We start from the raw sequence: 22756 nt of genomic DNA on the forward strand, positions 1-22756 counted from the left end.
TTTTGCCTGGGGTTAACCGGAGAAACCATGTCCAGTAAAGAGTTTATCTCGCCCTCCCTACAAGGCGGATTTCGCATCAGTGCCCTGTGCCTGGCCCTGTTTGCAAGCACATCCGCCAGCACGCTCGTCTCTGCCCAGCCAGAAGACGCGGAAGGTGAAGACTCCACTATTGTATACGAAGCCTCTTACTTTACTGATTACAACCCCGTCTCCGTCAATGACATGATTGACCGCATACCTGGTGTCAGCATCAGCGGCAATTCCGGCGGTCGTGGCCTCGGCAGTGGCGGCGACCTGCTCATTAATGGTCAGCGCCTCGCGGGAAAGGACAACTCCCCCAGGGATCAGCTTAGCAGAATTGCTGCCCGCGAAGTCGAGCGCATTGAGATCATTCGAGGCACATCTGGTGAGCTTGCTGTACGCGGTTCAGGACAGGTCGTTAATATTGTGCTGCAGAACACCGGCACTCGCGCCAGCACATCGGTGGAAGTCAGCAGTGACCTGCATCGCCAGGATGGCACCCTGCAACCAGGCGCTTCCATCTCACACAGTCGTCAAAGTGGCGGCCTGAGCATGATGTTCAATCTGCTGGCTGATCCAAAGTATTCTTACCAGGAAGGTACAGAATACAGCACGGACGGTGCATTGAATCCGACCCAGACCATGGAGCAGTTTTACACTCGTGATCGCATGAATTATCAGGCCAGTACGACAGTCGGTTATCGATATGACCAGCACCGTATGCAGGTCAATGCTCTGTACGGCATGTCTGATCATCCAGTCGACCTTGAGCGCCACTTTTATCAGCCTGATATGCCAGCCACCATGGATCGCCAGGAGCGCGAGACCAACGAGTACGAGCAAAACAACTGGGAAGTTGGCGGTGACTACGAATACAGTTTTGCAAATGGCTCTCGTGCCCTGATGCTGTTCGTTGTGAACGATCAGACAGACGACCGGATTTTTGATCGCTTCAATAACGATTCGCCTGCAAACATGGCGTCTGAAGAAAAAGTGATGTTCATCGACTCAGATGAACGCACGCGCGAGCGCATTGTCCAGGGCAACTACAACTGGTCACTCAGCGATTACCAGGACATGCAGCTAGGCCTTGAACGGGCACAAACGATTCTCGATACCAAGCTGTTGCTTGGTAAAAATACGGGTGATGAAGCGCCCTCTGCCGAATACGGTGGATTGCGACCAGCATTCTCGGCTTCCAACCAGGGCACTACCGTTGAGGAAATGCGTTATGAGGGTTTTGCCGTCCACAACTGGACGCTCAACGACCGCATGACGCTGGAAAGCAGCCTGGAGTACGAGACATCAGAGATTACACAATCCGGTGAAGTTACCATGGCCCGGGAATTCAGTTTCTGGAAACCGTCTATCGATTACCGCTTCAACATCACCAGTGATCTGCAACTGCGCGCAACTATTCAGCGTCAGATTCAGCAGTTGAGCTTCGATAACTTTTCCGCATCAGCCAACACTTCAGACCCTGACCGTGATACCGATGCCGGTAATCCGGAGCTGGTACCGACCAAAGAAACACGTTACGAGTTGACGCTGGAATACAGACTGCCGGAAGATGCCGGTGTGGTCAGCTCGCGCTTCTTCTTCCGTGACCTGACTGACCAGATCGGTTTGATTGATGCCACAGTTGAACCCGAGTCCCCCTTGTCAGCATCCGGTAATATCGGTGATGCGGAACGCTGGGGTGTGTACCTGGATGGCAGCACACGCCTGGGCGCCATTGGTGCTCCAGACGCCTTGATTTCCTCAAGCCTGTACCTGTTTGACTCGGCGGTGACCAACCCCTTCCTCGGCAGCACCGAGCGTATTAACGGCCGAGGTCGTTTCTCGTTGGGTTTCCGTCATGACATTACTGACTGGAACCTCAACTATGGCTTCGATTATCAGAAACCATTCAATGGCGGAGAGAAAGAAATCGAAGTTTCCTACATCGACTGGGATCGCAACCCGACCAGCCTGACCATGTTTGTGTCAACGGTGCTGTTTGATGATGTGACCTTCCGTCTGGAGTCGAACAACACCCTGGACGACGACAGCTGCCGCTATCGTCAGCGTTATAACGGCCATGTCTCTTCAGGTGATATTTCCGAGATCGAAAATTTCTGCTGGGGTGGTGGTCAAAAGCTGGCGCTTAAAGTCAGAACAACATTCTAAGTCACCAGGATTTTACCTTCGGACATAAAAAAGCCCCAACGCTTTCGGGGCTTTTTTATGTCCGGTTCTGTGTCAGCTTCAGCAATTACTCCAACGGCTTGGTGAACACAAACATATGCTGCCAGGGCAGTGTATCAAGCGTTTTATCCCACTCAAAGCCGACTGCACGCATTTCTTTAATCGCCTGCTCCTGGGTCATTTTGTGCAGTGGTTTAATGGGTACTGAGTCATCCTCGCCACGATATTCCAGCAGATAAAGCTTTCCGCCCGGTTTCAGGCCATCAAAAATACCTTTCGCCATCTCATACGGGTGAGAAAATTCGTGGTAGGCATCAACGATTAACGCCTTATCCACAGTATTGGCAGGCAAATTCGGATCATCTATCTGACCCAGTATCGGCTCAACATTATTCACATCCGTTTGCGCCTTGCGGGTCTCCATCAGATCCAGCATTTCCTGCTGGATATCAACCGCCAGCACACGCCCATCACCAATCAGTTGCGCAATCGGAAAACTAAAATATCCGGTGCCGGCACCAATGTCGGCCACCACGTCTCCGGGTTGCAGATCCATATTCATGACTACCAGGTCCGGGCGTTCCTCGCTTTGTCGTTGCGGTCGCTCCAGCCAGCCTGCGCCCTGATGCCCCATGACCTGCGAGATCTCCCGTCCCATATAGAATTTGCCAATACCATCCCGGCTGGCATCCGCATCATGTATATACCCCGGATGCTCAGCCGCCAAACCTGCAGAACTGAATAACCAGGCGGCCAGTCCCAATGCCCAGAGTCCGGACTGCTGTAATTTCCCAAAGGTCTTCATAAAGCATCCTCTTTTCGTGTTATGTGCTCTGGATTGTAATGCATCGTGTACCGCCATGACAGCCAGATTGACTGTGCTAGAATCCAGCGCTTGGGGAGCAAAGAACCTGGAGAGGAGAATCCTGAGCAATGAAACAAGTACTGGAAGGCATCCGTGTCCTGGATTTTGGACGCTATATCGCTGGCCCTTTTTGCGCCAGCCTGCTGGCTGACCTGGGCGCCGAAGTGATTCGCATCGAAAAAGTCAGTGGCAGCGAGGACCGTTTCCTCTCACCAGTCTCGGAACAGGGCGACGGTGCTCTGTTCATGCAGGTTGGTCGCAATAAACGCGGCATGACCCTGAACCCCATGAAGCCGGAAGGCCGGGAAATTGTCAAAAAGCTGGTCGCGGGCGCGGATGTCGTTGTCGCCAACCTGCCACCTGACACCCTGAAAGCCATGGGCCTGGATTACGACAGTCTCAAGGCGGTCAAACCGGATATCATCCTGACTATGATCTCCGCTTTTGGCACGGGAGGCCCTTACAGTAACCGCGTCGGTTTTGACGGTCTGGGCCAGGCGATGTCTGGCGCGATGTATATGTCGGGCACGGCTGAGCAGCCCGTCAAATCTTATGCGCCGTTCATCGACTTTGGCACCGCCAGCCTGTCTGCTGTTGGCACCATGGCGGCCTTGTTTGAACGTCAGAGCAGCGGCCAGGGACAAGTGGTAGAGGCTTCTTTATTTAACACCGGTGTCACCATGATGAATGGCACCCTGATTGAACAGGCGATGATCGCCGCCAACCGGCAAGCCACACTGAACCGTTCCCAGACCTCTGGTCCGGCAGACACCTTCCGCACCAAAGATGGCTGGGTCCTGATTCAGTCAGTCGGCGGGCCGCTGTTTGAACGCTGGGCCAACCTGATGAATGAGCCGGAGTGGCTTGAAGATCCACGCTTTAAAGATGACATCAGCCGCGGCAATAATGGTGAAGTCATCAGCGCCCGACTGGCCACATGGTGTGCTGAAAGAACCTCAGCCGAAGTGCTGGCTGCAATGGAAGAGGCACGCATCCCGGCCGGCCCGGTACTATCGCCCCAGGAAGTCGTAGACGACCCACATGTCGCGGCACGAGGTATGTTCAAACAACTGGAATATCCCGGTGCTACGAAAGCAGCTCCGGTGATGGACACACCCTTCTCCCTGTCCAAGACGCCACCCTCAGTCCGCCACCGTGCACCTACCCTGGGTGAACACACTGACATCATAATGCAGGAACTGGGCTATGATGATGCCAGTATTAAGGAGTTGCGCAACAAGCGGGTTATTTAAAGGTGAAGCCCTGTTCTTTCAGGAAGTCACGCATATGAGGTCGTGATTTCTCACTGAGCAGGGTCGATACCTGTTCGCTCCAGCTAATACCGTGCCCGCCACCCGTGCGGGTTCGGTAATACTCCTGAATTTCATTATCGTAGGCTGCAATGGCTTCACGATCGCCATCCGTGTTGTAGCTGTTTTCTTTGACAATCACGGGCAATGGCAAGCGTGGTTTACATTCCGGATCCTGGTCAGGGAACCCAAGACACAAACCAAATACCGGGTAAACGCCTTTAGGCAAATCCAGCAAATCAGCCACCTGCCTGGGGTTATTGCGAATACCGCCGATGTAACAAATCCCCAACCCGGAAGCTTCCGCTGCAACCACCACATTCTGTGCCAGCAAAGCCGTATCAACAGTGGCAATAATAAACTGCTCGGTGAACTCGCCGGAAAATGGCTTTTCATACTGTTCACAACATTGTCCAGCTCGATTCAGGTCAGCGCAGAACACCATAAACTCCGCTGCAGAGGACACGTAAGGCTGATTACCAGCGGCTTCTGCCAGTTGCTGGCGTTTGGCCTTATCCGTAACACGAATGATGGTCGCACCCTGGAGAAAACTGGACGTCGCCGCACATTGACCAGCTACCAGAATTTCTTCCAGCAGGCCTGCAGGCAGGGCTTTGTCCTTAAACTTGCGAATACTGCGATGTGAACGAAGCAATGCCAGTGTTTCCGTGCTAATCATGGTAACTCCAGTTGATTCAAAACTGTATCTAGAAATTTCGGAACGACATCATTAGCCAGCGGTGTCTGTGCGTTGAACAAAACCACCATGGCTATATCCAGTGCCGGCACCAGTACCATTTCGGTTCGAAACCCTCGTACACCACCGCCATGATGCACAACTCGAATGCCGTTGTAGTCGTAGACGCGCCAGCCCGCGGCATACCAGGCACGCTCAACCCCGGGCCAGCGATTAAAGTATCCACCATAAGGAGTAGCAACAACAGGTTTATGAACAGACGCCAGTAATGCTGGTTGAAGCACATCAGGAAAAGCGCCCAGATTGGCCTGCGCCCAGCGGCTCATGTCACGAATACTGGCGTTAACGCCTGATGCTGGCCCCACTGAAAAATAGGCTTCATTGATCGTACTAGGATGCCAGCTACCACGCGCATAACGGTGCGGTGAACTGGCATTCTCTTGAGCCTCGTACGCTTCAATGCTCATAGAAGCTGTTCTCATACCCAATGGCAGAAAGATGTTTTCCCGGACGAAATCACTGTAGCGCGTTTGCAAATGGGTTTCGACCACATCTGCGATCAATGAAAAAACAACATTCTGGTATCCATAGCAATCACCTGGCGCACAAACCGTTGGCACCTCATGCAGGCGGTTTCTGATATCCGGATACAGAATGCCAGCATCCAGCAAATTGGAATAGGCATGGGGCATTAATCCGGTTGAGTGGCTGGCAACATGACGCAGGGTGACACCTTCACTGACCGCCTCCGTGCCCAGGCGTAAACCTGGCAATAATGGCAATAAAGGTTCATCCCACTCAACAATGCCATGTTGAACCATCAGTGCCGCAACAGTGCCGGCAAACGTTTTAGACACCGAAGCAATGCGAAAAACAGTATCCACATCAATGTCACCGCTTTCCCCTTCCCGTCGTCGCCCCCAGGTTTCCAGATGCTCGACCGATTGAGAGGAAACAATTGACATTGCTACGCCGGGCAAGTCGGCCTCTGATGCCTCATCAGCCAGCCAGTCAACAAAAGACTCTAACGCCTGATAATCCACTTTGGAGGGAGTCCCACGGACGTCAGGTGAAGGCCAGACTTCCGGAGGCGTATTCACGGCACCTTCCTGTGCAACACTGGGGAAGGCAAGCAAAAAAGCCGCAACAAAATAACAGTATGAACAAATTCTACTCAAGACAGGAGAAACCCGACAACGTAATGAACACTCAACAACAATAGCTGGCGAAAATACCATTCCAGGATCAGATTGCAAGTGCTTTACACCGTGAAGTCCTTAACCGTAAAGCAAAAAAAAGCCGACCCAGGAGGACAAGGCCGGCAAAAAGAAAGGGCAGAGAGCCTGAATCTGGCGGAGGTAGCTGCCCAACTACCCCCGCCATCTGCGGGAAACTGTCAGGGAAGAATCAGTAGCATCTGCTGATCATCGCGTTGCACATTCAAGGCAATGACACCAGGGTCCTGATTCAGTATTTCATTGACATCACTCAGCGATTCCACCGACTGACGGTTGATAGCCAGGATACGGTCACCGGGACGCAAACCTGCCGCCGCTGCCCGGCTCCGGTTGTCCAGGTTGCCTACCATGATGCCGTTCGATGTTTCCTCAAGAACAGCACCGAAGAAACGTGGATCCTGGAGGTTACGGTCATTCTGGTTGTCATCGCCGTCAGCAACACTGCGAGAAGGTTCATCCCCCAGAATTGTCGCCTCTACTTCCATTTCACGACCGTCGCGCAAGATGGTCAGCGTCAGGTCACGCCCCACACCGGCCAGACCAATCGCATTGCGCAGATCCCGGCTGCTGGTGACAGTTTCTCCCTCAATACCGATGACGAGATCGGAAACCTGCAATCCGGCACGGTCAGCGGCAGAACCTGGAGCTACCTGGGTAATCAGAGCGCCTTCGCCAGAGCCCAGCCCAAGACCTTCCTCCAGAATCGGGGTATGATCCCGGATAATGACCCCAAGCTGTCCACGGCGGACCTCACCGTCGCGCTCCAGGTGCTCCATCACGGCTGCGACCATATCAACCGGCACCGCAAACCCGACGCCTGAATTGGTACCAGAACCGGAAATGATAGCTGTGTTGATACCAACCAGGCGCCCGTTGAAATCGACCAGGGCTCCCCCGGAATTACCCACGTTGATCGCCGCATCGGTCTGGATAAAATCTTCGTAGTTCTCATTATTGATACCGGCACGCCCCAGTGCACTGATGATGCCCTGGGTTACCGTTTGACCAATACCAAACGGGTTGCCAATAGCAACGACATAATCGCCTACACGCAAATTACCAGCATCCGCAAAAGGCAGATCGCGCAATCGATCCGCCTCGATTTGCAACAAGGCAATATCGGTTCGCTCATCGCTGCCTATCAGTTCGGCTTCGAAAACACGACCATCCTGGAGGCCAACAGTAATCGTATCTGCATCCGCGACTACGTGATGATTGCTGATGATGTATCCCTGCTCGGCATCGACGACCACGCCAGAACCCGCTCCTCGGGAACGGCGCACCGGAGGCTCCCCGGATTCACCAAAAAACTGGAACACCTCTGGCATTCGTTGAGAACGCACGACACCAATATTGACGACAGCCGGGGTGACGGTTTCAAGCATGGGTGCCAGAGATTGAGCATGACCATTGCCTGAAAAGCGTCCAGACGTATCACGCTCTTCGGCATGAACCAGATAACTGCCTGCAGAGGCAAGACATAATGCACCTACAGCAGCAATGCCCGCGAATTTCCGTAAACGAGTCATTAACATAGGTTTAACCTCCTGATCATCAAACGTTGGAGGCAAATTTACGCCCCTCATGGCCGTTAAACCTGAAAGAGGTATGAAAAAAATATCCAGAAAATGTGAAATTGCTACAATCTCAAGCAATTTCACTGATTTATCGGAGCGAATCCGCTATATATAAGCCTTGAATTCATAAATATGAGGAACAATATTCATATCAGGAACGTCTAAAACAGCAATATGTGAATATTTTTCTATCAAAACAGGTCTTACCTGATAGTGAATACATGAGCGAAGACAACGGAACCACAACAATGACAACGCCATTTAAAGTGGATAACTGGCTGGTGGATCCCAGTGACAACCAGGCACAGCATATTATCAATGGTGCCATCCGCCCACTGGAGCCACGGTTAATGCGACTGCTTTGCGCTTTGGCGAGCTCACCGCGCCGGGTGATCGACAGAAATACACTGATCGAATCAGTCTGGCCTCGCGTGATCGTTAATGAGAACTCATTGACACGTGCCATTTCTGATCTTCGAAAGGCACTGCACACAGATGACGTCACCGGTAAGAAATTGATTCAAACCGTACCCAAACGCGGCTATCGGCTGATGGCTGAGGTAGCGGTGGTGACAGATCAACCAGACACAGAATCCCCAGCCAGTGTTGACACCAGCGCCCGGACTCAAGCCCAGGCACAGCCAGCAAACGTAGCAGATACCACCAGTATGACTCAGGTGGCAAACTGGCAGCGCTGGCTGCCTGCCATGGCTGCATCCCTGCTAGTGGTAATTGCAGCTGTCATGCAACTGCCAGGACGCATGCTGGAGACCCAGCCGCAAACCCTAAGTCAGGAGAGCGACTTTCAGCAGTCGATACCGGCCCAGGATATGATTGTTGGACAACCCGTGATGCCAGCCAGAAATGCCTTGGCGGAACAGACTGCTCTGACAGCAACCAATACTTTTCATTGGCATGGCGATGTAGCCGAAGATTTTGACAGCGCGCTAGTCTCGGAAGAAGCGCCAGCCAATGCCGCCGTACTGGCGCCTGAAGGAAATTTGCTGGCCTATGTTGAACACAGCAACAATGCCAGTCGCCTGATGTTGCGCCCGACCTATACCGATGCCAAGCCATGGACGGCCTTCACGACGGACGAAAGAATCATGCAGTTGCAGTGGTCCCCCTTAGGTGATGGCGTTTTGTTCACGCTGGAAGGAACCGCTACAGCAGGCAGCAACAGACCAGGCCACGCCTATCGTCGCCTGATGTTGCTGGATATTCAGTCACTGGCTCTGCATGAGCTGTACCGTAAAGAAGACAGCCCGGCAGCGAACCGAAACAGCTCAGGCAACCTTACCTGAGCTGTTTCAGGCACGGGATTAGTCGTACTTGGCCAGTTCCTTTCTGGCGACAACACGGCGATGAACTTCATCCGGGCCATCTGCAAGGCGTAATGTTCGCTGAGACGTCCACAGCGCAGCCAGGGGGAAGTCCTGAGAGACACCTGCCGCACCATGCATCTGGATCGCACGGTCGATCACCCTCAAAGCCATATTTGGCACCGCTACCTTGATCTGGGAAATTGCATCCCTCGCTGCCTTATTGCCGATGGTATCCATCAGATAAGCAGCGCGGAACACCAGCAGGCGGCACATTTCTATTTCAATACGACTGTCAGCAATCACATCGTAGTTACCACCCAGTTCTGCCATGCGCTTACCGAAAGCTTCTCGGGAAACGGCTCGCTGGCACATCAGTTCCAGTGCCCGCTCTGCAGCTCCAATTGAACGCATGCAGTGGTGGATACGACCCGGGCCGAGTCGGCCCTGAGAAATCTCAAAACCTCGCCCACGCCCCAAAATCATATTCTCCTTAGGGACACGCACATTCGTAAACTTGATGTGCATGTGACCATGCGGTGCATCATCGTGTCCAAACACACACATGGGGCGAAGTACTTCCACACCGTCTGTATCCATCGGTACCAGGATTTGCGACTGGCGGTTGTGCTTCGGCGCATCAGGGTCAGTAATAACCATCACGATCATGATCTTGCAGCGTGAATCACCTGCACCGGAAATGTAGAACTTTTCACCGTTAATGACCCACTCGTCACCATCCAGCACGGCAGAAGTGCAAATATTGGTCGCATCCGATGAGGCCACTGCCGGCTCTGTCATGGCAAAAGCAGAACGAATCTCACCGGCAAGCAACGGTTCCAGCCATTGCTTCTTTTGCTCCTCGGAACCGTATCGTTCCAGTACTTCCATATTACCGGTGTCTGGCGCGCTACAGTTAAAAGACTCCGAAGCCAGTCGGCTTCGTCCCATAATTTCTGCCAGGTGCGCATATTCGAGGTTACTGATACCCGCACCACCCTGACTTTTGGGCAGAAAATAATTCCACATACCCATGGAGCGGGCCTTGTTTTTCAAGCCTTCCAAAATTTCAGCCTGACGTGGTGTGTGTGACCAGCGGTCACCGACACTGACTTCAGCTTGATATTCAGCCTCAACTGCAGCTACTTCAACATCAACGAATTCGCGAATTTTCTCGCGAACCTGCTGCATTTCTTCAGAAAGTCCCAGATTCATAGCAATCCCTCTTAATCTATTATTCAGCCACAAAATGCAGCTTAACCAGTAATGGTGCCACCACCGTCAACAACGATGGTCTGCCCGGTTGTAAAGCTCCCTGCGTCAGAGGCCAGATAGATAGCTGCACCAGCAATCTCATCAGGCTCACCAATACGGCGTAAGGGATATTTGGAGACGGTTTGTTTATAAGTTTCCGGGTTCTCCCAAAGTGCCCTGGCAAAGTCTGTGCGAATCAACCCTGGCGCGATGCAATTTACCCGGATATTGCTGGGGCCCCATTCAACGGCCAGGTTTCTGGCAATTTGCATGTCTGCGGCCTTGGAAATGCCGTAAGCCCCCAACACATCACTACCTTTCAGACCCGCGATAGAAGAGACAATAATGGCTGCGCCGCCACCATTTTCTGCCATTCCCGGCAGTACCATCTGACATAAGCGATGAGCACTGCCAATGTTGGAGGACATGATTTTATCGAATGCCTCATCAGGAATGTCCTGCGATTTTCCGTAAAAAGGGTTCAGCGCCGCATTCACCACGAGAATATCAATACGGCCGAAATGCGAGATAGTGTTATCCACTAGTGCCTGAAGCTGTTCTTTGTAATTGATATTGCAGGCTTTGGCGAAAGCATTGCCACCAGCCGCCTGAATCTCGGCAGCCACTTCATCACAGGCATCCTGGTTACGACTGGAGACCACAACACTGGCGCCTGATGCCGCCATCTGCTTGGCAATTGCCTTGCCAATCCCTTTGGTTGACCCCGTTATCAGGGCAACTTTCCCCGTTAAATCGAATAAGCCCATGTACACCTCTCGTCAGATTTTGCCACTTCCTGCCCATGGCATTATTATTGATATAATTTTGATGAATATTTGCACCATCTATTATAACAATGACAAAGGTTACCGGAAAGTTATCCTTTAGTCTTTAATCTTTCGCCACTGACCAGTTGCGAGGCCCTTTGCTGACATGGGTACCCCCATCAACTGGTATAACAGCACCCGTGGTATAGGCACCCGCGCGGGAAACCAGATACAGAAGAACACCAGCGATCTCCTGGGGCTCTCCCACTCTGCCCAGCAAACTCTCGGCAGCGATATCATCACCATATTCACCGATCACATAATCTGTCATGCGCGAAGGGAAAAAACCCGGGGCAACAGCATTGACCGTTATATGCCGCGCGCCCAGATCGACCGCCAGGGCGCGGGTCAGGTGGTGAATGGCAGCTTTGCTGGCAGAGTACGCAAAGGTCGGTACCCGCTGGACGATGGGAACCTGTAATCCATCCATGGAACCAATATTGACAATGCGCGCAGGCGCCTCCGCCGAGGCAGCTCGCTCCAGTGCGGGAAGCAGGTCACGAGACAGCGCAAAGACGGCATTGACATTAGTCGACATGACTTTTTCGAAAGCATCATCCGGGTATGAGGCTATGTCGGCGCCCCAATTAGCACCGGCATTATTGACCAGCACCCCAAGACCAGCTGCCCCTGTGACCTGGTTAACGAACTCAACCAACCGACCCCGGTCTTCTGCACTGGTCACATCGGCTGCAAACGCCTGACAGTTGCCGTATTGCTTTAAATACTGCAGGGACTCATCGCAACGCACCTGTTTGCGCGAGGCAATAATGACTGTCACTCCGGCCTGCAATAATGTCTTGGCCATTTGCAGCCCCAGCCCACTACTGCCACCGGTTACCAGGGCATATTTACCCTGCACACGAAATAGCTCAGAAGCAGACAGGTCTGTGTCCTGGTGCGCCTTACTCATCAGCCACTTTCACCAGTTGCTTGCCGAAATTTTTCCCTTTTAACAGCCCCCGGAACAGCTCGGGCGCATTCTCCAGGCCCTCACCAATGGATTCACGATATTTTATTTTGCCACTATTAACCCACTGACCTAGCTTCTCAGTGGCTTCCTGCCATTGATTCTGCCACTCCGTTACCACAAAAAAACGATGTTCCGGTACATGCTTAGCGGTTTTCAGGATATCGAAAGGAGTCTGCACCTGAGAGATATCTGTGGCATTGTAATTGGAGATGTATCCACAGATTGGTACTCGTGCACCGGGGTTTAGCAACGGCGCAACCGCACGCGTAACATCACCACCCACATTCTCAAAATAGATATCAATACCATCTGGACACGCTACCCGTAATTTTTCTGCCAGATCGCCCTCTTTGTAATCCAGGCAATCATCAAACCCGAGAGTCTCTTTCACATAACGGCACTTTTCTGCACCGCCGGCAATACCGATAGCTTTCAAGCCCATGACTTGTGCCAATTGACCCACCACTGAGCCCACTGCACCCGATGCCGCGGCAACCACTAAAGTTTCACCGGGCTTTGGTTTACCGACTTCTGTCAGCCCGAAGTAAGCTGTCCGGCCAGGCATACCAACAACCCCAAGATGGGCAGAAAGGGTGCCATTTGCCAAGTCGACCTTCATGACTCGAGGCTCGTCATCATCAACGATAATGTAACGCTGCCAACCTTTATGCACCGTGACACAGTCACCTTTTTGATAATGCTGAGACCGGGATTCAACCACAACACCAGCTGTTTCACCGACCATGACGTCACCTATCTGCATGGGTGCAGTATAGGACTTCACGTCATTCATTCGCCCTCGCATATACGGATCCAGAGACAACCAGATCACTTTTACCATGATCTGGCCCTCTTCCAATACCGGTAGCATTTCTTCCACAAACTGAAAGCAGCTATCATCCGGCTCACCCTGAGGGCGCTTCACCATCACAACCTTCTGGTTCATCGTCTGCTGAGTACCTGACATCATTCCCCCTGAATCCATAAATGGTTCATTTCATTTATCATCATTAACGCTGACATACTAGCCCAGCACTACCGGGCTCACAAGCCAGACAATGCAGCCTCCAGCCTGGACATCCCATCACGCCATTGAACCAACGAAATCGTCAGCGGCGGCAGCAGGCGTAACACACCACCTCGTGTCGGGATCACCAGCAACCCGTTCCTCTGACAGGCTGCTGTCAGCGCCCATACCAAATCTTGATCATCAGTTCGTAACTGCAGCGCCAGCATCAACCCTTTACCTCTTGCACAGGCAATGCTTTGCGGGTACTTTTCAGCCAACTGTTCAAGATCATTCAGCGCCTGCTCACCCATCATTGCGGCATGTTCGCTCAGCTTCTGTTCGAGCAGAGTATCCAGCACAGCTTTTGCCACAGCACAACTTAAGGGATTTCCACAATACGTCCCACCGTGATCTCCCACCCCCACCTGTTGAGCAATAGCCTGGGTCACAGAGAATGCAGCAAATGGCAGTCCGCCGGCAATCCCTTTCCCCATCGTCAATATGTCAGGTCTAACTTTATAATCGTCAATGGCAAAAAAATGACCGGTACGACAGAACCCTGTTTGCACCTCGTCCACAACAAGCAGTGCACCATTCTGGTCACAGAGGCGACGAATCTCCTGGAAAAATTCCGGTGATAGCGCACGCACGCCACCTTCCCCCTGGACAGGCTCAACGATGACTGCTGCCACGTCGCTGGTAATAGCGTTTTGCAAGCCACTGAAATCCTCTCTTTCCACAAATGAGTGTCCTGACAGGTATGGCAGAAACCGCGACGCACTGTTGGTATCACCGGACATAGACAGTGCGGCCAGGGTACGACCATGAAAACTGTCTTTGATAGCCACAACATTAACCCGCCCGGTCACTTTTCTTGCCAGCTTCACTGCCGCATCGTTAGCTTCAGCACCACTGCTGGCAAAGAATGTTCGATCCAGGCCTGCCGGCAAGACCTGTTGCAAAGATTGCAGCAGAGCGGCCCGGGCGGGCGAATAAGTAAACCCTGAATTAGGGTTTTGCATGATTTTCCCCGCCTGCTCATGCAGTGCCTGAATCATCGCCGGATGTGAGTGTCCAAGACAGGTGACTCCCCACCCGGATGTAAAATCGAGATAGGTATTCCCCTGATCGTCCCACACCCAGGCACCCTCGCCTCGCTCTATGACCAAAGGCAATTTTTGGCATAACATCAGACCAAGGTTATTTTCTGTTTCCATGACATGCATTTTTGTATCTCCGGTTTTTTCAGACATAAAAAAACCTCCGAAGCCGGGGCCGCGGAGGTTTTAGAAGTGATTAAGGATTATGAATCAGCTACATTTGCTAGTTCAGGTACCTGTCACCAATTGCATACCGCTGCCTGGTAATACGCGCACGCGCTGCCGCCGCGCGTGCAGACAAACTGGCTGCGGCACGGTAAGCAATCAAAGTACGATATACACTCAACGAATCAGGCATTAAAACTGGAACACAATTAATTAAAGAAGATGCGCGAATTTATGTGAATACGGACAGCCTGTCAACCAGCATTTTCAATGAGCACAAAAGCCCGTCGGCACTAACCTACTCTGATCATGGGCTAAGTTGCTTGCCGATTAGTACCGACAGACTCTGGCGAAAGCATCTAAAAAAGGTATACTGAAAATAAAGTTTATTGATTCATTGGTAACGGTTCTCCTTGGGGGGACAACCTATGGCTTCATTAAGAAAAATAAGTATTTACAGCGCATCTGTCGCACTGTTTTTGTGCAGCAGCACCGTTTATTGTGCAGAGCAAACTGCCTCAAATCCGGCAGCAGAGCTGGACGTGCTGCGCGACGCTGTGTCTGCAACGCGCGCTGAAGAAGGCGCCTACAGCGAAACACTGGTCAACGAACTCTCTGCACTGGCTGAAGCACTGCTGGCAACCGGCACTTATGCTGAAGCCGCTGCCGTTATTGATGAACAAATACATATCACCAAAGTTAATGACGGGCTTTATACTGACGACCTGATACCAGCCCTGCTCCAGCAACTGGAGCTGGCCGCTGCGCAAAGCGACTGGGAGGCATTGTTTGATCGGCTGAAGCACCTGAACTGGTTATTTCAACGCACCGACTTTGCGGGAATCGACACCCGCATAGCCCAAATCAAAACCACCCGTGACTGGTTGCGTCTATTGTTGATTCGCGGCCCTAGCAGCCTGGAACCCCAATACCTGCTTGAACTCCAGGCACTGGAAGAAGAGGCCCTGTTACTGGCCCAGCAAGGTGGTGCGACGGCAGAGCAGATCACGCCACTGATCTATGATGAAGCACTTGCTGAACTATATATCGCACTGGGAATCGCAGCCACGGGTGATACCAGCCGGGCTTTGATTGAACACCAGGAAGGTGGGCTCACTGCTACGATTCGCTCATCCCGTATCCAGTCGATGACCACGGCATATGATATTGAAAGAGTTTACGGTGCACGCAGCACTACCGCCATCGACCGGGTTCATCGCAGCACCATGAGCAAGCACTTTGAACTGATTGAGAGTATTGGCAAAGAATTACGTATCGATCCGGACAATTTACCCGAAGACGCCTCCCCGGAAACGATCGAAACAGCAGCCATGATCAAGTTATATCAGGGCGATTCCTTATTGCTGAGAGATCAATATGAATTACGGCTTGGTACTCGCGCGGGCCCGGATCGTGGCTCCAGCAACATCGGTAGTGCTGGCAGGTATTATCGGGAAGCCTGGAATCTCTTTAGACAGGCCGGTTTTGAAGATGATTATCTGAATAGCTATTTTGCCTGCCCTTCCCGACTGCCATTGCCAGCATTCCTGTTTGCATTGCCAGAGAACCAGGAAGACTGCACCATCGAAGAAAACGGTGTGGTCGAATTACCAACCATGGCATTAAAACATGATGGCATTCCCAGTCTCAGTTTTCGTGATTTGCCGACATCAGAACTGATGGGTACCGCCGCTGGCACCCGCGCAAGATTAAAATTCACATTGGGGCTGAATGGCCAGGCCCGCCGCCTGGATGCAATCAGCAGTGAGCCCGATACCGTTTCAGCCAGGATTCGTGGTCATGAAGCACTGGAATCCTTACAGTTCCGACCAGCGTTAAGGGATGGTGAGCCTTTGCGGCTGGATCATGTAGAAATCACTATCTACAGCATTGATCGCTAGAAAGCCTTCCTTTCAGCAACCAGGCTACAGCGCTGAATAAACATCACCGCCTAGTCAGCGGCACTACCCCGGACTCCACCAGAGATCTGATTTGCGTCTCATCCATTCCCTGTTCCTGCAGTAGCTCAAGGCTGTGCTCACTGAACCTCGGAGGCAGGGTACGCACCTCACCTGGCGTTCGGGAAAACTTGATGGGAATACCAGTCATTTTGTACCAGTCTTTCTCAACAAACATCTGACGGTGCTTGGTATGCGGGTGCGCAGTCACCTCCGCGGTATTATAGATTGGCCCCGCGGGCAGACCAGCCGCCAACAGTTTTTCTGCAAGCTGCGCACCGTCAAGCCTGATCAGGCAACTCTCCAACTCTACCTTGAGCGCCTCACGATGTTTGACACGTTCAGCATTACTGACAAACCGGGGATCTTCCAGCAAAAATTGTGCATCAATTTCTGTGCACAAACGTGCAAATGCCCGGTTATTTCCGGCGCCGATAAAAATATCGATGGTGCGAGTCCTAAATGTTTCATAGGGACAAATGTTTGGATGGGCGTTGCCTGTTGGGACAGGAACCTTCCCAGACAGCCCATAGTTAACAACATGGGGGTGCATCAACGATACGGCGCAATCGAAAAGCGTCATATCTATATACTGGCCCTGGCCAGATTTTTCGCGCTCATACAGCGCCATCATCACTGCCAGCGCCGCATAAAGCCCGGTCCCCATATCCACCATGGCCACTCCCAGCCTTGTCGGCGCCCCTCCTTCTTCGCCATTGACGCTAAACCAGCCAGCCATCGCCTGTACGATAGCATCATAGCCTGGAGAACCTCCTAAAGGGCCGTCACTGCCAAAACCACTAATACGGCAATGAATCAGTTTGGGGAAACGTTGCGCCAGTACCTGCTCATAGCCAATGCCCCATTTTTCCATGGTACCTGGCTTATAGTTCTCGATCAGCACATCGGCATCGGACAGTAAATTCAGTAAAATTTCCCGGCCACGCGATTGCGTCAGGTCCAGAGCCATCGCGCGTTTGTTACGGTTTACGCCAATAAAATACGCGGCATCTTCTTCATGGAATGGCGGCCCCCAGTCTCTGACCTCATCTCCCTGGGGTGGCTCTATTTTGATGATATCTGCGCCGTGATCACCAAGAATCTGGGTACCATAAGGCCCACCCAAAACACGTGTTAAATCTACAATTTTCAGCCCTGACAGGGTGTAAGCAACCGGCTTATTCTGCTTATCAAAAGGTTGGCTTTTGGTCACACTGCCTCCTGAGGTAAATGGTATCCCTAAACGATCACTGGCTAGTCAGTTGCGCCAGCGCAGCCGGCATAGCGGGCCAGAAAAATTCGGCAACCAGTATGGGCTTTTTCGCAAGATAAAACAAAGAACGCCGACCCCAGATTTCGTCGTTTAGTCGTGTCACCTCCATTTCACCACGCTGCAAACCGGATTGATGGAAAAGGAAACGCCCCAGCGGCTTAGTCTTGAGACACACTAATTGCCTGCCTGCGCCCACCAGACTGCTATATGGAATAAGCGAATGGGCAGCTACCCAGGGTTGACCATAGAGACAAAGCTGAACGCGACGACTCCACATCAGTTGCGTGACCTTGTCCTGGGAAAAGACCCGCATCTGGCGCATACCGGCAAAACACCAGCCTTCATCAATCACATTTACACGGAAAGTGCCTGCAGAGAGGCGGTCGAGTCGTTCAGTTAACGAGCCAGAGTCAAGTAACCACTCTCGCCAAAATGCGTCCGGGCGGACCGACAGTTGGTGGCAAGGTCGCCACAGGGTAGGTGCATCGGCGCGAGCCAGACGGGTTAACGTGTTTATATCATTCACATATCAATCCAAAAAAGCTCTCGCGCGCCTGATGGCACACGAGAGCTTTGATACTGCTGTACTGCCTGTCAGCTTAGCGCATACGTGGGCGCTGAACTGTCACAGACATTGCACTTTCTACACGACGGTTCTCAGCACGACCTTCACGAGTATCGTTGCTGGCGATTGGACGGCTCTCGCCATAACCACGAGCCGTGATTCGTGCCGCATTCACGTCAAAGCGCTCAATCAGCACCTGACGAACCGCGTTAGCACGACGCTCTGACAGTTCCTGGTTATAGGCTTCATCACCAGTGCTGTCAGTGTGACCTTCCAGTACGGCAACCACGTCATCATGTTCACTCAGGAAGTCTGCAACCTGGCGGATTTCCTGGAAGTACTGAGAACGCACTTCTGAACGATCGAATTCGAATTCAACATCCAAAGTGATACGGGCAACCTCTTCTTCGATGATCGGGCAGCCACGTGCATCAACGGCATAATTGCGAGGTGTGTTAGGACAAGCGTCACGGCTGTCTGGTACACCATCCTGATCCGAATCAGCAGGCTCTGGTGCTGGCTCTGGCATTGGGCTTGGTTCTACACGCGTTTGCGCGCGTGATTCGCCCAGGTGGAATACCAGGCCTGTATCAATGCCGAAATCATAGGTTTTGTCATCAAAACCGTAGAAAGTGCGAGCAGAAGAGCGCCACTCAACACGATCGTTGAAACGGTATTTCAGACCGGCACCCACGTTCAGTGTGGTGTCGTGCTCATCTTCCACGTCACTGTGGCCAAGGCCGGACACCAGGAAAGGCGAGAATGAACCAACACTGTTGTCCAGAGCATACAAGACATCCAGTCGGGCGGAGTCCAGACGGTCGACACTAATGGCTGGGTGGTTGTCAAAATCAATTCTTGTATAGACCGCTTCAAGGGAAATCTTGTCAGTCAGACCGAAACCCACGCCCAGGTTGTAACCCAGGTCATCATCTGTCATTCGGTCGCTATCGAAATCCATCCATTGAAATCCAGGCGCCACATACAGGCGTCCTTCGTCTGCCAGTACTGATGTGCTCAACATACTAGAAGCACATAAAGCAGCAGAAACACCGACGACTTTTAAAAACTTCTTATCCATTACTCTCTCCTTGCTGTGACCAGCGGGGTTTTCGATAACTGGGGATCAGCCAGTGATCGACATAATTCCAAACTTGTGGGTTTTACTTTCTTGCTGACCAGCTGAATTTACCAAAAACTCAGCTGGTCATGGAATCATAACGGCTAGTATAACGCAGCTATTCCCCCTTTCATAAAATTCTGTCAGATAAAACCTATTATTTATAGATTAATCTTGGTTTTTCCATAGTTTAAACACTTTTTAATACGGCCAAGTCACAAAAGTGTAATATTACATTGTTTTAATACAGCGGTCAGATTTCAACGGGATGTATGAAATGAGCCAAGAACCAACCGTCCTAATTGTTGATGATGAAGCGGCCATTCGCGACATGATCAACATCGCCCTGGATACCGCCGGTTTCAAAAGCACGATGGCAGAAACGGCACTAGATGCGCATGTCAACATCGTGGATAACCGCCCAGACCTGGTATTACTTGACTGGATGCTGCCCGGCGGAAGCGGTATCGACCTGGCCCGACGCCTCAAAAGAGAGGAGTTGACCGCTGAAATCCCGATTATCATGCTAACTGCCAAAACCAGCGAAGACAACAAAGTCCAGGGACTTGATGTAGGGGTTGATGACTACATCACAAAACCGTTCTCGCCCCGCGAGTTAATCGCGAGAATCAAGGCGGTGTTGCGCAGAAGTACGGGCAATCACCGGGATAAACCGATTCGCGTATTTGATCTTGAGCTAGACCCTGCCAGCCACCGTGTATCGGTCGACAGCAAAGCCGTTGATATCGGTCCGACTGAATATCGATTGCTGCACTTTTTCATGACCCACCCTGAGAAAGTTTTTTCGCGCGACCATATCCAGGACCAGGTCTGGGGTGCGAATGTTTATCTCGAAGAAAGAACGGTCGATGTTCACATTGGACGGTTACGCAAGGCACTGACAGCAGCTTCAGCTGACAGCATCAATTATGCCGGGCTGGTCCAGACTGTTCGCGGTGCTGGTTACCGCTTCTCGACTCGATCTGATTAATTCACGACCATGGGTTTGTTATGCAGGCGCAATTGTTTATAGTCTGCATTGCAATCCAATCACTTCACGCAGGTTTGTCACTTGTTCTCAGACTGGTACTCCGCGCTAAAGCGGTTAGCGCTTTTATTTACCGGACTATTGTTTCTGGGCTGGCTGATAGGCTATCCGGCACTAGTCATGCTAGGCGGCACGCTGACGTACCTGTTGTACCACCTGCGCCAGCTCAGGCGCCTCTATAACTGGTTAAAAGAGAACGACCTTGGGACGCCTGTCCCCCCACCTGAGGGACGGGGCATCTGGGGCTATGTTTTTGACGGCATCTATTTGCTGCAGCGTCGCGAACGAGAAGCACAACTGCACTTTCGCAGCATCATCGAAAAAGCACAGGAGTCCACCACAGCCCTGGAAGTTGCCATTGTCATGCTCAATGCCAAATCAGGGCTGGAATGGTGGAACCCGGCTGCTGAACGACTGCTAGGGCTGCAATACCCCAAAGACCGCAAACAGGCAATTACCAACCTGGTCAGAGAACCGGTTTTTATTGAGTATTTCAATCGCAGTCATTATGAGACGCCTCTGAAGCTGACTTCTCCCGTTGATCCTGATTTGATTCTGGAATTTCAGATAACCAACTTCGGCGCAGGCGAGCGTCTGATGCTGATACGCGATATTTCGCAACTGCACCGCCTGGAGATGATGCGAAAAGATTTTGTGGGCAACGTCTCGCACGAACTGCGCACCCCGATCACAGTGATCACAGGTTACCTTGAGACAATGATGGACGACCGGGGCAACCTGCCACAACGTTGGTCCCGCCCTATCGAACAGATGGCACAGCAATCACAGCGAATGGAAAACATTATTCGCGACCTGTTGACGCTGTCTCAGCTTGAAACCCGGGCAGCATCGCGACAACAGACCACTGTGCAGTTGCATTCACTTTTAAGTGATATCAAGCAGGATGCCGAGCAGGTTTTCCATGAAAAGCGGCAGAGTTTTACTTTAACCTGTGATCCGGAAATTTATATTCGCGGCAATATCAGCGAACTCTATAGCGCAATGTCAAACCTGGTACTGAATGCCGCGAAATACACGCAAGCAGAGGGTGAAATCAAACTGACAGCAACGCTGGGACAAAGCCTGCAAGTCTGTATTTCAGATAATGGCCCAGGTATTGGTGCCCAGCATTTGCCCCGTTTAACCGAGCGTTTTTACCGGGTCGATGAGAGCCGTTCGACTGACACCGGCGGCACCGGACTGGGTCTGGCGATCGTCAAGCATGTGCTGGCGAGACACGAAGGCAAACTGGAAATCCGAAGTCAGATTGGCAAAGGCAGCGAGTTTACCTGCCGCTTCCCCAAAGAACGTGTTGAGTTACGCGAAACACAACAGCAGGCAGAGTCCTAGAGCCAGACCTCGCCCGGCATCCCGCTATCAGGAATTGTTGCTGCCCAGTTCCGATTTGACCTGCTTTTCCATGCTAGACAAGCCGGCGTGACGCACATCTGTTCCCATCACCATATAGACAACATGTTCAGCGATATTTTTGGCGTGATCACCCGCTCGCTCCAATGATCGCAACGCCCAGATAATATTCATGACTCTGGAAATACTGCGTGGATCTTCAATCATGTAGGTGATCATTTCCCGCATGGCACTGCTGTATTCCATATCAACGTTGACGTCTTCTTTAGCAACAGTCAGTGCTGCTTCCGCGTCGTAACGCGCAAAAGCGTCGAGTGCCATATTTACCATATGTCTTACCCGCTCACCAATATGGCGAACTTCAAAATAGCCCTTCGAAGAGTCTCCTTCATCTGCCAGTGCCACCGCCAGTTTAGCAATCTTGGCGGCTTCATCACCGATGCGTTCCAGGTCATTAATGGCCTTGATGATACCCATTACCAGACGCAGATCACTTGCCGCTGGCTGTCGGCGCGCAATAACCCGGCTACATGCATCATCAATGGTCAGTTCCATGTCATTGACGGCATCATCGTGCTCGCGAACTGTTCGCCCCAGCTCACTGTCTGCATTAATCAGTGCTGACAGGGCGTCGGCTAGCTGCTTCTCAACCAGACCGCCCATCTCCAGCATGCTGCCTTTGATTTCCTCAAGTTCAATGTTGAATTGCTGAGAAATATGATGGCTGTGTACGCCGGCATCTGTCTTCATAATAGAGTTCCTTGCTATGGTAATAACATCATACTCCTAACACATGACATTTTTATGACAAAACTGCCACAATTGCACAATAATCGTCATCTAACTGTCATACCAATGTGTAGGTAATCAATATTCAGC

Annotated in this window: 19 protein-coding genes; 6 read left to right on the forward strand and 13 right to left on the reverse strand. The window is 51.8% G+C overall.

Annotated features, from left to right (window positions below):
* Nucleotides 1–27: 27 nt before the first annotated feature.
* Nucleotides 28–2190, forward strand: coding sequence for a TonB-dependent receptor plug domain-containing protein (locus PSCS_RS15190; protein ID WP_068813171.1), 2163 nt, complete (start codon nt 28–30; stop codon nt 2188–2190).
* Nucleotides 2191–2275: 85 nt separating this feature from the next.
* On the opposite strand, the gene PSCS_RS15195 is transcribed toward PSCS_RS15190, so the two are convergent.
* Nucleotides 2276–3013 (reverse strand): class I SAM-dependent methyltransferase, encoded by a 738-nt coding sequence (locus tag PSCS_RS15195; protein ID WP_068813172.1) that lies wholly within the window; start codon nt 3011–3013, stop codon nt 2276–2278.
* A gap of 128 nt (nt 3014–3141) precedes the next feature.
* Between PSCS_RS15195 and PSCS_RS15200 the strand changes: the two genes are divergently transcribed.
* On the forward strand, nt 3142–4326 hold the full coding sequence (locus PSCS_RS15200) for a CaiB/BaiF CoA transferase family protein (protein ID WP_068813174.1): 1185 nt from the start codon (nt 3142–3144) through the stop codon (nt 4324–4326).
* Here the strand turns inward: PSCS_RS15200 and nfsA are convergent.
* From nfsA to PSCS_RS15215, 3 genes are all read right to left on the reverse strand, one after another.
* Nucleotides 4319–5062 carry an oxygen-insensitive NADPH nitroreductase gene (gene nfsA, locus PSCS_RS15205; protein ID WP_068813176.1) on the reverse strand — a complete coding sequence of 248 codons (744 nt, stop codon included), beginning with the start codon at nt 5060–5062 and terminating at the stop codon, nt 4319–4321. The two genes, PSCS_RS15200 and nfsA, sit on opposite strands and share 8 nt — an antisense overlap.
* The gene (locus tag PSCS_RS15210; protein ID WP_157885737.1) at nt 5059–6258 is read right to left on the reverse strand and encodes a serine hydrolase domain-containing protein; all 1200 of its coding nucleotides are present in this window, start codon (nt 6256–6258) and stop codon (nt 5059–5061) included. Before PSCS_RS15210 ends, nfsA begins: the two co-directional genes overlap by 4 nt.
* A 218-nt stretch (nt 6259–6476) precedes the next feature.
* Nucleotides 6477–7853, reverse strand: a complete 1377-nt coding sequence (locus PSCS_RS15215; protein ID WP_068813180.1) for a Do family serine endopeptidase — start codon at nt 7851–7853, stop codon at nt 6477–6479.
* Nucleotides 7854–8116: 263 nt separating this feature from the next.
* On the opposite strand from PSCS_RS15215, the gene PSCS_RS15220 reads away from it, so the two are divergent.
* Nucleotides 8117–9199: a winged helix-turn-helix domain-containing protein gene (locus tag PSCS_RS15220; protein WP_068813182.1), complete on the forward strand. Its 1083-nt coding sequence runs from the start codon at nt 8117–8119 to the stop codon at nt 9197–9199.
* A gap of 18 nt (nt 9200–9217) precedes the next feature.
* Here PSCS_RS15220 and PSCS_RS15225 read toward each other — a convergent pair whose 3' ends face one another.
* The 5 genes from PSCS_RS15225 to PSCS_RS15245 all read right to left on the reverse strand — a co-directional run bounded on the left by PSCS_RS15225 (nt 9218) and on the right by PSCS_RS15245 (nt 14533).
* Nucleotides 9218–10432: an acyl-CoA dehydrogenase family protein gene (locus PSCS_RS15225; protein ID WP_068813184.1), complete on the reverse strand. Its 1215-nt coding sequence runs from the start codon at nt 10430–10432 to the stop codon at nt 9218–9220.
* Between the two features lie 41 nt (nt 10433–10473).
* Nucleotides 10474–11238, reverse strand: a complete 765-nt coding sequence (locus tag PSCS_RS15230; protein ID WP_068813185.1) for an SDR family NAD(P)-dependent oxidoreductase — start codon at nt 11236–11238, stop codon at nt 10474–10476.
* Nucleotides 11239–11362: 124 nt separating this feature from the next.
* Nucleotides 11363–12211 carry an SDR family oxidoreductase gene (locus PSCS_RS15235; protein ID WP_068813187.1) on the reverse strand — a complete coding sequence of 283 codons (849 nt, stop codon included), beginning with the start codon at nt 12209–12211 and terminating at the stop codon, nt 11363–11365.
* Complete coding sequence (locus tag PSCS_RS15240) at nt 12204–13256, reverse strand: NADP-dependent oxidoreductase (protein ID WP_229694624.1); 1053 nt, start codon at nt 13254–13256, stop codon at nt 12204–12206. Before PSCS_RS15240 ends, PSCS_RS15235 begins: the two co-directional genes overlap by 8 nt.
* A gap of 59 nt (nt 13257–13315) precedes the next feature.
* Nucleotides 13316–14533: an aspartate aminotransferase family protein gene (locus tag PSCS_RS15245; protein ID WP_106387133.1), complete on the reverse strand. Its 1218-nt coding sequence runs from the start codon at nt 14531–14533 to the stop codon at nt 13316–13318.
* Between the two features lie 440 nt (nt 14534–14973).
* On the opposite strand from PSCS_RS15245, the gene PSCS_RS15250 reads away from it, so the two are divergent.
* Nucleotides 14974–16446: a hypothetical protein gene (locus PSCS_RS15250; protein WP_068813188.1), complete on the forward strand. Its 1473-nt coding sequence runs from the start codon at nt 14974–14976 to the stop codon at nt 16444–16446.
* Between the two features lie 43 nt (nt 16447–16489).
* On the opposite strand, the gene PSCS_RS15255 is transcribed toward PSCS_RS15250, so the two are convergent.
* From PSCS_RS15255 to PSCS_RS15270, 3 genes are all read right to left on the reverse strand, one after another.
* Nucleotides 16490–17716, reverse strand: coding sequence for a CaiB/BaiF CoA transferase family protein (locus tag PSCS_RS15255; protein WP_068813190.1), 1227 nt, complete (start codon nt 17714–17716; stop codon nt 16490–16492).
* A gap of 34 nt (nt 17717–17750) precedes the next feature.
* Nucleotides 17751–18302 (reverse strand): chorismate--pyruvate lyase family protein, encoded by a 552-nt coding sequence (locus PSCS_RS15715; protein WP_082866779.1) that lies wholly within the window; start codon nt 18300–18302, stop codon nt 17751–17753.
* Nucleotides 18303–18375: 73 nt separating this feature from the next.
* Nucleotides 18376–19422, reverse strand: a complete 1047-nt coding sequence (locus PSCS_RS15270; protein WP_068813196.1) for an OmpA family protein — start codon at nt 19420–19422, stop codon at nt 18376–18378.
* Between the two features lie 316 nt (nt 19423–19738).
* On the opposite strand from PSCS_RS15270, the gene phoB reads away from it, so the two are divergent.
* On the forward strand, nt 19739–20452 hold the full coding sequence (gene phoB, locus PSCS_RS15275) for a phosphate regulon transcriptional regulator PhoB (RefSeq protein WP_068813313.1): 714 nt from the start codon (nt 19739–19741) through the stop codon (nt 20450–20452).
* An 81-nt stretch (nt 20453–20533) separates the two neighbouring features.
* Nucleotides 20534–21859, forward strand: coding sequence for a phosphate regulon sensor histidine kinase PhoR (gene phoR / locus PSCS_RS15280; protein WP_068813198.1), 1326 nt, complete (start codon nt 20534–20536; stop codon nt 21857–21859).
* 27 nt (nt 21860–21886) lie between these two features.
* Here the strand turns inward: phoR and phoU are convergent, their stop codons facing one another.
* Nucleotides 21887–22627, reverse strand: coding sequence for a phosphate signaling complex protein PhoU (gene phoU, locus PSCS_RS15285; protein WP_106387134.1), 741 nt, complete (start codon nt 22625–22627; stop codon nt 21887–21889).
* Nucleotides 22628–22756 lie beyond the last annotated feature (129 nt).

It is taken from the genome of Pseudohongiella nitratireducens (genome assembly GCF_001642735.1).
Taxonomy (GTDB): Bacteria; Pseudomonadota; Gammaproteobacteria; order Pseudomonadales; family Pseudohongiellaceae; genus Pseudohongiella; species Pseudohongiella nitratireducens.

What these genes read in the sequence shown, in the direction of transcription:
- PSCS_RS15190 (WP_068813171.1), top strand. Translation starts at nt 28, where the DNA reads ATGTCCAGTAAAGAGTTTATCTCGCCCTCCCTACAAGGCGGATTTCGC.
- PSCS_RS15195 (WP_068813172.1), bottom strand. Translation starts at nt 3,013, where the DNA reads ATGAAGACCTTTGGGAAATTACAGCAGTCCGGACTCTGGGCATTGGGA.
- PSCS_RS15200 (WP_068813174.1), top strand. Translation starts at nt 3,142, where the DNA reads ATGAAACAAGTACTGGAAGGCATCCGTGTCCTGGATTTTGGACGCTAT.
- nfsA (WP_068813176.1), bottom strand. Translation starts at nt 5,062, where the DNA reads ATGATTAGCACGGAAACACTGGCATTGCTTCGTTCACATCGCAGTATT.
- PSCS_RS15215 (WP_068813180.1), bottom strand. Translation starts at nt 7,853, where the DNA reads ATGTTAATGACTCGTTTACGGAAATTCGCGGGCATTGCTGCTGTAGGT.
- PSCS_RS15220 (WP_068813182.1), top strand. Translation starts at nt 8,117, where the DNA reads ATGAGCGAAGACAACGGAACCACAACAATGACAACGCCATTTAAAGTG.
- PSCS_RS15225 (WP_068813184.1), bottom strand. Translation starts at nt 10,432, where the DNA reads ATGAATCTGGGACTTTCTGAAGAAATGCAGCAGGTTCGCGAGAAAATT.
- PSCS_RS15230 (WP_068813185.1), bottom strand. Translation starts at nt 11,238, where the DNA reads ATGGGCTTATTCGATTTAACGGGGAAAGTTGCCCTGATAACGGGGTCA.
- PSCS_RS15235 (WP_068813187.1), bottom strand. Translation starts at nt 12,211, where the DNA reads ATGAGTAAGGCGCACCAGGACACAGACCTGTCTGCTTCTGAGCTATTT.
- PSCS_RS15240 (WP_229694624.1), bottom strand. Translation starts at nt 13,256, where the DNA reads ATGGATTCAGGGGGAATGATGTCAGGTACTCAGCAGACGATGAACCAG.
- PSCS_RS15245 (WP_106387133.1), bottom strand. Translation starts at nt 14,533, where the DNA reads ATGTCTGAAAAAACCGGAGATACAAAAATGCATGTCATGGAAACAGAA.
- PSCS_RS15250 (WP_068813188.1), top strand. Translation starts at nt 14,974, where the DNA reads ATGGCTTCATTAAGAAAAATAAGTATTTACAGCGCATCTGTCGCACTG.
- PSCS_RS15270 (WP_068813196.1), bottom strand. Translation starts at nt 19,422, where the DNA reads ATGGATAAGAAGTTTTTAAAAGTCGTCGGTGTTTCTGCTGCTTTATGT.
- phoB (WP_068813313.1), top strand. Translation starts at nt 19,739, where the DNA reads ATGAGCCAAGAACCAACCGTCCTAATTGTTGATGATGAAGCGGCCATT.
- phoU (WP_106387134.1), bottom strand. Translation starts at nt 22,627, where the DNA reads ATGAAGACAGATGCCGGCGTACACAGCCATCATATTTCTCAGCAATTC.